General features: G+C 75.1%; 11 protein-coding genes. 3 read left to right on the top strand and 8 right to left on the bottom strand.

The window, feature by feature from the left end:
* The 4 genes from CTKZ_RS08575 to rimP all read right to left on the bottom strand — a co-directional run.
* On the bottom strand, window positions 1-269 hold a 269-nt coding region (locus tag CTKZ_RS08575), incomplete at its 3' end, for a translation initiation factor IF-2 N-terminal domain-containing protein (RefSeq protein WP_148090472.1).
* Window positions 270-431: 162 nt separating this feature from the next.
* The gene (locus CTKZ_RS08570) at window positions 432-680 is read right to left on the bottom strand and encodes a YlxR family protein (protein ID WP_307720294.1); all 249 of its coding nucleotides are present in this window, start codon (window positions 678-680) and stop codon (window positions 432-434) included.
* A 113-nt stretch (window positions 681-793) separates the two neighbouring features.
* Complete coding sequence (gene nusA / locus CTKZ_RS08565) at window positions 794-1,867, bottom strand: transcription termination factor NusA (protein WP_225916401.1); 1,074 nt, start codon at window positions 1,865-1,867, stop codon at window positions 794-796.
* A gap of 1 nt (window position 1,868) precedes the next feature.
* Window positions 1,869-2,450: a ribosome maturation factor RimP gene (rimP, locus tag CTKZ_RS08560; RefSeq protein ID WP_124342559.1), complete on the bottom strand. Its 582-nt coding sequence runs from the start codon at window positions 2,448-2,450 to the stop codon at window positions 1,869-1,871.
* 140 nt (window positions 2,451-2,590) lie between these two features.
* On the opposite strand from rimP, the gene CTKZ_RS08555 reads away from it, so the two are divergent.
* Window positions 2,591-3,697, top strand: a complete 1,107-nt coding sequence (locus CTKZ_RS08555) for a DUF4439 domain-containing protein (RefSeq protein ID WP_124342557.1) — start codon at window positions 2,591-2,593, stop codon at window positions 3,695-3,697.
* A 187-nt stretch (window positions 3,698-3,884) separates the two neighbouring features.
* Here CTKZ_RS08555 and CTKZ_RS08550 read toward each other — a convergent pair whose 3' ends face one another.
* Window positions 3,885-5,678 (bottom strand): proline--tRNA ligase, encoded by a 1,794-nt coding sequence (locus CTKZ_RS08550; protein WP_124342556.1) that lies wholly within the window; start codon window positions 5,676-5,678, stop codon window positions 3,885-3,887.
* A gap of 80 nt (window positions 5,679-5,758) precedes the next feature.
* Between CTKZ_RS08550 and CTKZ_RS08545 the strand changes: the two genes are divergently transcribed.
* Window positions 5,759-6,649, top strand: coding sequence for an Fpg/Nei family DNA glycosylase (locus tag CTKZ_RS08545; RefSeq protein ID WP_124342555.1), 891 nt, complete (start codon window positions 5,759-5,761; stop codon window positions 6,647-6,649).
* A gap of 79 nt (window positions 6,650-6,728) precedes the next feature.
* On the opposite strand, the gene CTKZ_RS08540 is transcribed toward CTKZ_RS08545, so the two are convergent.
* From CTKZ_RS08540 to CTKZ_RS08530, 3 genes are all read right to left on the bottom strand, one after another.
* On the bottom strand, window positions 6,729-7,637 hold the full coding sequence (locus CTKZ_RS08540; RefSeq protein ID WP_124342554.1) for a GNAT family N-acetyltransferase: 909 nt from the start codon (window positions 7,635-7,637) through the stop codon (window positions 6,729-6,731).
* Between the two features lie 74 nt (window positions 7,638-7,711).
* Window positions 7,712-8,848 carry a flavodoxin-dependent (E)-4-hydroxy-3-methylbut-2-enyl-diphosphate synthase gene (ispG, locus tag CTKZ_RS08535; RefSeq protein WP_200829680.1) on the bottom strand — a complete coding sequence of 379 codons (1,137 nt, stop codon included), beginning with the start codon at window positions 8,846-8,848 and terminating at the stop codon, window positions 7,712-7,714.
* 132 nt (window positions 8,849-8,980) lie between these two features.
* Complete coding sequence (locus CTKZ_RS08530; protein ID WP_124342552.1) at window positions 8,981-10,291, bottom strand: M50 family metallopeptidase; 1,311 nt, start codon at window positions 10,289-10,291, stop codon at window positions 8,981-8,983.
* A 210-nt stretch (window positions 10,292-10,501) separates the two neighbouring features.
* On the opposite strand from CTKZ_RS08530, the gene CTKZ_RS08525 reads away from it, so the two are divergent.
* A partial coding sequence (locus CTKZ_RS08525) for an NAD(P)/FAD-dependent oxidoreductase (protein WP_124342551.1) occupies window positions 10,502-11,327 on the top strand: 826 nt, incomplete at its 3' end.

Here is an 11,327-nt window from a genome sequence, read left to right as displayed (position 1 = left end):
GGTGCCGCCGGCGCAGGGGCCGCGGCGGCGGGTGCGGGTGCGGCCGGAGCCGGAGCCGCGGGCGCGGCGGGAGCCGGGCGCGCAGCGGCCTTCGGTGCCGAGGCACCGCCACCTGCGGGGTAGGTGTCGCGCAGCTTGCGCACGACGGGCGGCTCGATGGTCGAGCTCGCCGAGCGGACGAACTCACCGAGCTCGTTCAGCTTGGTCATGAGGGTCTTGCTGTCGACTCCGAGCTCCTTGGCGAGCTCGTAGACGCGGACCTTGGCCACATCTCTCCTGTCCTGGCCCGCCCCCGGACAGGGTCGGACCGTCGTTAGTGCTGGGTACTCATCGCTGGGTACTCATCGGTGCGTGCTCATCGGGTAGCCATCGGCTTCCAACCCGCTTCCTTCTCGACGATCGGCCACGTCACCAGGGGGACCCGGTGACGCTCACTGCTCGTGCTGCTCGAGGTGCTCGTGGACCGCGCGCGTACCGGGCGGACCCGGCAGCCGCAGGGCCCGCCCGAACGCCCTGCGGCGTTCGGCGAGCTCGAGGCAGGCACGATCGGGGTGCAGCCACGCTCCCCTGCCCGGCATCCGGCGACCGACGTCCACGACCAGCTCCGGGACTCCGGGACCGGCGGCGGGGGCGACCACCCTCAGCAGGGCTGACCTCGGGCCGGTCGCTCGGCACCCCACGCACGTGCGCACCGGTCCCACGACAGGCACCACGGGTGCGGGGTCGGGGGTCCGCCTGCTCGGCGAGGAGAGCCGGGCATCCGGCCCAGCCGTCGACAGTCTACCCCTCCGCGTCACCGGTGCTGACCGGCGCCGCCCCGCGGGGCCTCGCCGGCGTCGTGCCGGGCCGCGCCGGCGGCAGGCCCGCCGTCGGCCCCGGGGACCTCGGCGTCGGACCGGATGTCGATGCGCCAGCCGGTCAGCTTCGCGGCCAGGCGGGCGTTCTGGCCCTCCTTGCCGATCGCGAGCGACAGCTGGTAGTCGGGCACGACGACGCGGGCGGCGCGGGCGGCCTCGTCGACGACCGTGACCGACACCACGCGGGCGGGCGACAGCGCGTGCGCGATCATCTCGGCCGGGTCGTCGGAGTGGTCGACGATGTCGATCTTCTCGCCGTGCAGCTCGGCCATGACAGCGCGCACGCGGCCGCCCATCGGGCCGATGCACGCGCCCTTCGCGTTGACCCCGGCGACCGTCGCGCGGACGGCCATCTTGGTGCGGTGCCCGGCCTCGCGGGCGATCGCCGTGATCTCGACCGTGCCGTCGGCGACCTCCGGGACCTCGAGCGCGAACAGCCGGCGCACGAGGTTCGGGTGCGTGCGCGACAGCGTGACCTGCGGCCCGCGCGGGCCACGCGCGACCTCGATGACGTACGCGCGCAGCCGGTCGCCGTGCACGTACTCCTCGCCGGGCACCTGCTCGTGCTGCGGGAGCACGGCCTCGGTGCCGCCGACGTCGACGAGCACGGTCCGCGGGTCACGCCCCTGCTGGATGACGCCGCCGAGGACCTCGCCCTCCTTGCCGCGGAACGTGCCGAGCACCTGGTCGTCCTCGGCGTCGCGCAGCCGCTGGACGATCACCTGGCGCGCGGTCGCGGTCGCGATGCGGCCGAACCCGTCGGGGGTGTCGTCGAACTCGGGGGTGTCGACCTCGACCGGGCGGCCGTCCTCGCCGACGGGCTGGGGCTCGCGGGCCCACACCGTCACGTGCCCGCTGCGGCGGTCGACCTCGACGCGCGCCCGCGGGTGCGACCCCGGGGTGCGGTGGTAGGCCGAGAGCAGCGCCTGCTCGATCGCCGAGACGAGCACGTCGAGGCTGATCTCCCGCTCGCGCTCCAGCAGGCGCAGCGCCTGCATGTCGATGTCCATGTCAGCCTTCCCGTCCGGCGGCGTCGGCACCCGGGCCGGCCACGTCGTCGTCGTCCACAGGTCCGAGGCCGCTCAGGTCCACCTCGACGCGTGCGTCGCGCACGTCGGTCAGCCGCAGCCGGACGGGGGCGCCGGTCTTCGGGCGACGGCCCTTCACGCCCGGCGTCACCGGCACCACGACGACCGCGTCGTCGGCGTCCGTCGTCCCGCGCTCCACGGCCGTCAGGCGGCCCGCGAGCGTCCCGCCGTCGACGAGGCGCACGGTGACCGAGCGACCGACCGCGCGGGCGAAGTGCCGGCGCTCCGTGAGCGGACGCGACACGCCCGGGCTCGACACCTCGAGGGTGTACTCCCCCGCCACGACGTCCTGCGCGTCGAGCGCGTCGGACACCGCACGGGTCACCTCGGCGACCCGGTCCAGGTCGAGCTCGCCCTCGTCGTCCTCGACGACGTCCACGACCACGCGGACCACCGACCGTGCCCCGGCCCTCGCCACCTCGACGTCCTCCAGCAGGAGGCCGAGGCCGGCCACCGCCGGTTCGACGACCTGCCGGACCCGCTGGGCGGGTGCTGGCGCGACCATGGGAGGGCCTCCTGTCGGTTCCGACGGGTCACCGGCACGCGGCTCGACCCTGTGATGTTGTGGGACCAGCGTAACGAGTCCGGGCACACCCGTCGGTCGCCGCGTCGACGCGCCACGTCGTCGTGGGAGGATCACCGGCGATGAGCGCACCCGACCACCCGACCTCCCGCCGCCGGCCCGTGCCGCTCCGCCGGGCGGTGACGCTCGTCGTCGTCGCGGCCACCGCGACCCTGCTGACCGGCTGCGGCCTGCGCCTCGAGACACCCCCGCCCGTCGAGCCGTCCCCGGACGCCGTCGAGCACGTGCGCGGCCGCACGGTCGACGACGCGCTCGGTCTGGCGCAGGACGCGCGGACGCTCCTCGACGCCGCTCCCGCCGAGCCCGTCGCCGCCGTGCTCGCCGACGTCGCGGCGTTCGGCGAGCTGCACGCCGAGCAGCTGGGCGGCGTCTACGACTCGGGGCTGCCCGAGCCGACGCCGTCGGCGTCACCGAGCAGCACGACCGCCTCCCCGGCGCCGACCGCCGAGTCCGTCCTGGCGGAGCTCGCCGAGGACGCCGCGACGGCCCTCGCCGACGCGGACGCCGTCCCCGACGGGCCGCTCGCGCGCCTGGTCGGGTCCGTCGCGACCGCCCGGACCGACCTGGCCGGACGGCTGGCCACGGCGCTCGGTCTCCCTGCGCCCGAGATCGCGCTCCGGGCCGGAGTGGACGGTACGCCCGAGGGCGGCGCCGACCAGCCGCCGACACCGTCCGCGACCCCGACGCCCGGCTCCGCGGCCGACGAGGCCCCCGCTCCGGCGGGACTCGACCGCGCCGACCTCGACGCCCTCACGCTCGCGCACGACGAGGCGGGGTACGCGCTCGAGGTCGTCGCCGCGAAGCTGGAAGGTGACCCGCGCACGCTCGCGCGTCAGACCGCCGCCGGGCACCGCGACGCGGCCGAGCGGTGGGCGACCTCCGCGGGCACGGCCGGACAGCTCGACGACCCGCGTCGCGTCGCGTACGCGCTGCCCGCCGGACTCGACGACCCGACGGTCGCGGCCGGCGTCGCACGCGGTGCCGAGTCGGCGGTCGCCGACACCTACGCGACGCTCGTCGCCTCCGCCGACGCGGGCGCCCGCGCCGAGCTGCTCACGGGCCTCGCGGACGCGACGCGCCAGGCGCGTGCGTGGGGTGCGACCCCGGTCGCGTTCCCGGGCATGCCCGAGCTCGCGGCCGAGCCGCTCCCCACACCGACGGCGGGCTGACCGCGGCCGCTCCGCTCCCCACACCGACGGCGGGCTGACCGCGGCCGCTCCGCTCTCCTCGCCGACGGCGGGGTGACGCGCCTGCGCCGCTCTCCTCGCCGACGGCGGACTGACGCGGCCGATCCCCTGCCCCGCCGACGGCGCCCCGGCGCAGGCCGGGGGCCGACGTCCGCCGCCCCGGGGACCGTCAGTCGGCGAGGAGCTCGCGGACGCGTGCGGCGACGTGCTCGACGACGTCCGCGACGGGCACCTGCTGCGCGTCGCCACCGGCCCGCGGACGGACCTCGACGAGCCCTTCGGCAAGACCGCGTCCCACGACGACGACGAGCGGGACGCCGAGCAGCTCGGCGTCGGCGAACTTCACGCCGGGCGACACCTTGGGCCGGTCGTCGTACAGCACCTCGATGCCACGGCCGGAGAGGTCGCGCGCGATCTCGTCAGCGGCGTCGAAGACCGTCGCGTCCTTGCCCGTCGCGACGACGTGCACGTGCGCGGGCGCGACGTGCGCGGGCCACGCGAGGCCGCGGTCGTCGTGGTTCGCCTCGGCCAGCGCGGCCAGCACGCGGGTCACGCCGATGCCGTAGGACCCCATCGTGACGACCTGCGCCTTGCCGTTCTGGTCGAGGACCGTGAGGCCGAGCGCCTGGGCGTACTTGCGGCCCAGCTGGAAGATGTGGCCGATCTCGATGCCGCGCGCGAGCTCGAGCGGGCCCGACCCGTCGGGCGCGGGGTCGCCCGCGCGGACCTCGGCGGCCTCGACCGTGCCGTCGGCGGTGAAGTCCCGCCCGGCCACCAGGTCGAAGACGTGCCGGCCGGGCTCGTTCGCACCGGTGATCCACCGCGTGCCGTCGACGACCCGCGGGTCGAGGAGGTAGCGCACGGCCGTCCGCTCGGCCCCCTCGGCGACGGGCACGTTCGGGCCGAGCGCGCCGGGACCGATGTAGCCCTTGACGAGCTCGGGGTGCGCGGCGAAGTCGGCCTCGCCCGCGGCCTCGACCTCGGCGGGGGCGAGCCCGGCCTCGAGGCGCTTGAGGTCGACCTCGCGGTCGCCGGGCAGACCCACGACGAGCAGCTCGCGCTCGCCCGTGGGCTGCACCAGCGCGAGCACGACGTTCTTGAGCGTGTCGGCGGCCGTCCACTCCCGATCGGGGCGCGGCTGGTGGGCGTTGGCGTGCGCGACGAGCGACTCGATCGTCGGGGTGTCGGGCGTGTCCTCGACGTGCGCTGCGGGCGCGTCCGACCAGTCGAGCGCGGGCGGCGCGACGGTCGTGACGGCCTCGACGTTCGCGGCGTAGCCGCCCGCGGACCGGACGAACGTGTCCTCGCCGATCGCGGTGGGCGTGAGGAACTCCTCCGACCGCGAGCCGCCCATCGCGCCCGACGTCGCGGTCACGATCACGTACTCGAGGCCGAGCCGGTCGAACACGCGCTGGTAGGCGGCGCGCTGCGCGGCGTACGACGCGTCCAGCCCGGCGTCGTCGACGTCGAACGAGTAGGCGTCCTTCATGACGAACTCGCGCCCGCGGATCAGACCCGCGCGCGGACGCGCCTCGTCGCGGTACTTCGTCTGGATCTGGAAGAGCGTGAGCGGCAGGTCCTTGTACGACGAGTACAGGTCTTTGACGAGCAGCGTGAACAGCTCCTCGTGCGTGGGCGCGAGGAGGTAGTCGCCGCCCTTGCGGTCCTTGAGCCGGAAGATGTTCGGCCCGTACTCGCTCCACCGGCCCGTCGCCTCGTACGGCTCCTTGGGCAGCAGCGCCGGGAAGTGCACCTCCTGCGCGCCCGCGGCCGCCATCTCCTCGCGCACGACGGCCTCGACCTTGCCGAGCACCCGCAGCCCGAGCGGCAGCCACGTGTAGATCCCGGGCGCGGCCCGACGGATGTACCCCGCGCGGACGAGCAGCTTGTGGCTCGCGACCTCGGCGTCGGCGGGGTCCTCCCGCAGCGTGCGGACGAAGAGCGTGGACAGGCGCAGGAGCATGGGGGCGAGCCTAGTGGTCGCGGCAGGGTCGCCCGTGCGTCCGCTGTCGCGGTGTGGGCGGTCTCGGCCAGGATGGGCGGGTGCCCGAGCTGCCTGAGGTCGAGGCGCTCGCGCAGTTCCTGCGCGGGCGCGCCGTGGACCGTGCCGTGTCCGGAGTCGAGGTCGGCGCGATCAGCGCGCTCAAGACGTTCCGGCCGCCGCCCGACGCGCTCGTCGGCGGCGCGGTCGTCGACGTCGTGCGGCACGGCAAGTGGCTCGACCTCATGGTCGCGACGTCGACCGGCGAGCCGCTGCACCTCGTCTGGCACCTGTCGCGTGCGGGTTGGGTGCGCTGGTCCGACGAGCTCTCGCCGCGGCCCGTCCGGCCCGGCAAGTCGCCGATCGCGCTGCGCGTCCGGCTCGACGACGGCTCGGGCTTCGACCTGACCGAGGCGGGCACGCGCAAGCGGCTCGCGGTGCACGTCGTCGAGGAGCCGACCGCGGTCCCGCAGATCGCGACGCTCGGCGTCGAGCCGCTGTCCGACGAGTTCACCGAGGACCGTCTCGCGGAGCTGCTCGCGGCCCGCAACCAGCAGGTCAAGGGCCTGCTGCGCGACCAGGGCACGATCGCCGGAATCGGGAACGCCTACTCGGACGAGATCCTGCACGCCGCACGCATGAGCCCGTTCGCCCCCACGCGGTCGTTCGACGCCGACCGGACGGCCACGCTGTGGGTCGCGATCCGGCAGGTCCTGACCGACGCGGTCGCCGCCGCGTCGGGCCGGCCCGCCGCCGAGCTCAAGGACGCGAAGCGGCGCGGGATGCGCGTGCACGGCCGGACGGGTGAGGCGTGCCCGGGGTGGGACGGCGTGCCGTGCGGCGACACCGTGCACGAGGTCTCGTTCGCCGACTCGTCCCTGCAGTACTGCCCGACGTGCCAGACGGGCGGCAAGCCGCTCGCGGACCGCCGGATGTCGCGGCTCCTGCGCTGAGCGCGTCGTCGGGAGCTGAGCCCGCCGTCGGGAGCTGAGCCGTGTCGAAAGCCGAGCCCCGTCGGGAGCAAGCCCGCCGTCAGAACAGGACGGTCGCGTACGTGCCGACCTGGCGGAACCCGACCGCGCGGTACGCCGCGAGCGCGCGGTGGTTGTACCCGTTGACGTAGAGCGACACGACGGGCGTCTCCGCGGACCGCGCGAGCTGCACGACGGCCGCCATGCCCGCCTCCGAGAGCCCCTCGCCGCGCCGTTCGGGCGTGACCCACACGCCCTGCACCTGCGCGACTCCCCCGGCGACGGCCCCGAGCTCGGCCTTGAACACGATGGTGTCGCGCGGGCCGCGCCGGCCGTCCTCCCGCTCGACCCGCACGAACGAGCGGCCCGAGCCGATGAGCCCGCGGACGCGCGTCTCGTACGGACCTCCCGGGCCACCGGCGGGCGAGTAGCCGACCTCCTCGGTGAACATGCGGATGCACGCGGGGAGCACGAGGTCGTACTCCTCGACCCGGGAGCGGCGGACGGTCCGGTCGGGTGCGATGCGCGGCTCGTCGTCGATGACCATCGACGGCTGGTCGGCCCGGACCTCGCGGGCCGCGGGCCAGGTCCGGCTCAGCCGGTCCCAGAGGCCGAGCACCATGTCGGCGGAGCCGACGATCGACGAGCAGCGGCGGCCCTGGGCGCGTGCGAGGCCCGCGAACGCGTCGAGCGCGCGCGCCGCGAGCTGCGGGTCGTCGGTCGGCACGACCGGTACGACGTTGGCGCCCGCCCAGCAGACCGCGCGCAGCGCGCCGTCGTGCGCGAAGCCCCACAGCGTCCCGCCGGCGGACCGCAGACCGCTGACGGTGGCCTGCTCGAGGCGGGCGGTCGCGAGGACCGCGGCGACCGGGTCGAGCGCGCAGACGGCGAGCGCAGCACGGAGGTCGACGTCCGTCAGGACGCGTCCCCCTGCCCGCTCGTCGAGCAGCATCGCGCGGCGAGAACCCATGACACGGATTGTGCACCACGGACGGCGACCGGACCTGTCGTCCGGCGACCCGCCGTCCCCGGCACGGACCTCGGTCAGCCGACGGAGACCGTCGGGCTCCCCTGCCCGGCCTCGACGGGGTCCATGGTCTCGGCGAGGCGCATGGCCTCCTCGATGAGCGTCTCGACGATGAGGGACTCGGGGACGGTCTTGATGACCTCGCCCTTGACGAAGATCTGCCCCTTGCCGTTGCCGGACGCGACGCCGAGGTCCGCCTCGCGCGCCTCGCCGGGGCCGTTGACGACGCAGCCCATGACCGCGACGCGCAGCGGCACCTCCATGCCCTCGAGACCCGCGGTGACCTTCTCGGCCAGCGTGTAGACGTCCACCTGGGCGCGACCGCAGGACGGGCACGACACGATCTCGAGCTTGCGGGGCCGCAGGTTGAGCGACTGCAGGATCTGGATGCCGACCTTGACCTCCTCGACGGGAGGGGCCGACAGGGAGACGCGGATCGTGTCGCCGATGCCCTTGCTGAGCAGCGCACCGAACGCGGTCGCCGACTTGATCGTGCCCTGGAACGCCGGGCCGGCCTCGGTCACGCCGAGGTGCAGCGGCCAGTCGCCGGCCTCGGCGAGCAGCTCGTAGGCGCGCACCATGACGACCGGGTCGTTGTGCTTCACCGAGATCTTGAAGTCGTGGAAGCCGTGCTCCTCGAAGAGGGACGCCTCCCACACGGCCGACTCGACGAGCGCCTCGGGCGTGGCCTTGCCGTACTTGGCGAGGAGCCGCGGGTCGAGCGAGCCCGCGTTGACGCCGATCCGCAGCGAGACGCCGGCGTCGGACGCGGCGCGCGCGATCTCCTTGACCTGGTCGTCGAACTTGCGGATGTTGCCGGGGTTCACGCGGACGGCGGCGCAGCCCGCGTCGATCGCGGCGAACACGTACTTCGGCTGGAAGTGGATGTCGGCGATCACCGGGATCTGCGACTTGCGCGCGATCGCTGGCAGCGCGTCGGCGTCGTCCTGGCTGGGCACGGCGACGCGGACGATGTCGCAGCCGGACGCCGTGAGGGCGGCGATCTGCTGGAGCGTCGCGTTGATGTCGGTCGTCGGCGTGGTGGTCATCGACTGGACGCTGATCGGGGCGTCGCCGCCGACCTCGACCTTGCCGACGCGGATCTTGCGGGAGGCCCGCCGGGGCGCCAGGACGGGGACGGGCGCAGCCGGCATGCCGAGGCTGATCGGGGTGCTCACGCCCCCATCATCGCACCGTCGCACGCCCGGACCGGGCCCGAGCGACCGACGCCACACAACCCGCACGGAACCTGCGCCGTGCGCCGCGGTCCGCCGGGTCCGCGCAGGTCAGATGGTGATCGGGTTGACGATGTCGGCGTAGACCAGCAGCAGCCCGACGGCGCCGAGCAGGATGAACACGGTGTACGCGAGCGGGACGAGCTTCGCCGCGTCGAACGGCCCGGGCCGCGGCTGGCCGCGCAGGCGCGCGACCTGACGGCGGACACCCTCCCAGAGCGCCGCCGCGACGTGACCGCCGTCGAGCGGGGGCAGCGGGATGAGGTTGAAGACGAACAGGGCGACGTTGAGCATCGCGAGCATCTGGAGCCAGCCGGCGATCTTCACCGAGAACGGCAGGTCGGCGGCGCCGATCTCACCGCCGAACCGGGCGATGCCCACGACGCCGACGATGCTGTTCTGGTCGCGCTCCTCGTGCGCGAACGTCGACCGTGCCAGGTCCGCGACCTTCGTCGGCAGCGTCGCGACGACCCCGATGGTCTGCCACGTGGCCGACGCGACCGACTCGGGCGCCTCGCTCCACGGCTGCCGCTCGATGGCCTGGGCCGCGGTCACGCCGAGGAAGCCGGCCGGGACCGTCTTCATCTCGCCGTCCGCGTCGAGCACCGGGCCGCCGTCCTCGCCGATGACGGGGCGCTCGGCCACGACGGGCGTCACCGACAGCGTCACCTGCTGGCCGTCGCGCTCGACGACGACCGGCACGCTCTCGCCCCCCGTTGCCCGGATCAGGTCCGTCAGCTGCTCCCACGACTCGACGGCGGTGCCGTCGTACGACACCACGGTGTCCCCCGGCCGCAGCCCGGCCGCGGCGCCCGGCGCGGGCTCGTCGCCGTCCGTGCAGGCGCGGTCGGCGGGTGCGTCTGCGGGGATGACGCACTGCGAGACCGACTCGAGCGTCGTGCTCTGCCCGGAGGGGATCCCGATCCCGACGAGCACCACGACCATGAGGACCACGGCGATCAGGAGGTTCATCACGGGACCGCCGAGCATGACGACGAGCTTCTTCGGCGTCGAGAGCCGGTAGAACGCCCGGTGGTCCTCGCCGGGGCGGATCTCCTCGGCGCTCGCCTGCCGCGCGTCGCGCGCGAGCCGGCCGATCCACGTGCGGGCCGGCGGGTTGCCGACGGCCTCGTCGGGCGGGTACATCCCGACGAGCCGCACGAAGCCGCCCAGCGGGATCGCCTTGAGGCCGTACTCCGTCTCGCCCTTCGTGCGCGACCACAGCGTCGGGCCGAACCCGACCATGTAGTGGCTGACGCGGACACCGAAGCGCTTGGCGGGCACCATGTGCCCGACCTCGTGCAACGCGATCGACAGCAGCAGCACGACCACGACGATCAGCACGCCGACCAGGAACTCCATGCGGTCCCGACACCTCCACGCGAGACGTCCGCAGGCACGCGGACGGGCCCGGTCGCTGCCCGGGCCGGCGACCATCATCCCGCGTCCGGCTGGGAGTCCGCTGACACCGTTCGCGGAGCGGCCCGCAGACCACCCGACCGGCGCAGGCGCGCGTCGCCGACCGCGTCGTGTCGGCTGTCGGCAACCCGCGCGCGCCACTACCGTCCCGGCATGGCGACCGCTCGCACGCACCCGCTGTGGCTCGACCAGCTCCTCGACGACGACCCCGGCGCGCTGCGCCCGCGGGAACCGCTCGACGGCGACGACCAGGCCGACGTCGTCGTCGTCGGCGCGGGGCTCGCGGGGCTGTGGACCGCGTACTACCTCCTCGAGGCCGACCCCTCGCTCGACGTGCTCGTCGTGGAGGCCGACGTCACCGGTGCCGGCGCGACGGGCCACGGGTCGGGCTGGTGCTCCGCCGACCTGGACGTGCCGGGCGAGGAGCTGGTCCGCCTGCACGGGCTCGCAGGCGCACGGGCGCTGCGGGCGGCGCTGCGGGACGCCGTCGTCGAGGTCGGCGGCGCCGCGGCTGCCGAGCAGGTCGACTGCGGGTTCGCGTACGGCGGGTCCGTCCGCCTCGCGCGCACCCCTGCGGAGGTCGAGCGCATCGCGACGCACGTGCAGGTCGCGGCCGACCTCGAGGACGACGTGCACCTGCTCGCACCCGACGAGGTCGCCGAGCACGTGCGTGCGGCCGGCGTCCTCGCGGGTGCGTACAGCCCCGACTGCGCGCGCCTGCAGCCCGCGGCCCTCGCGCTCGGGCTGCGTGACGTGGTGCTGTCACGCGGGGGCCGGGTCGTCGAGCGGACCCGGGCGCTGCGCGTGTCGCCGCGCGCCGTCGCGACCGACCGGGGCATCGTGCGGACCCGGTGGACGGTCGTCGCGACCGGTGCGGGCGCGCCGCTCACGCCGGGCTCGGGCCGCTCGGTCGTCGCGCGCCACGGGGTCGCGGTCGCGACCTCGCCGCTGACCTCCGCGCAGTGGGACGCGGTCGGGC

The sequence above is a fragment of the Cellulomonas algicola genome (genome assembly GCF_003851725.1).
Taxonomy (GTDB): Bacteria; Actinomycetota; Actinomycetes; order Actinomycetales; family Cellulomonadaceae; genus Cellulomonas; species Cellulomonas algicola.
The sequence above is the reverse complement of the archived record's forward strand: the minus strand, read 5'-3'. Positions and strand labels throughout refer to the sequence as shown.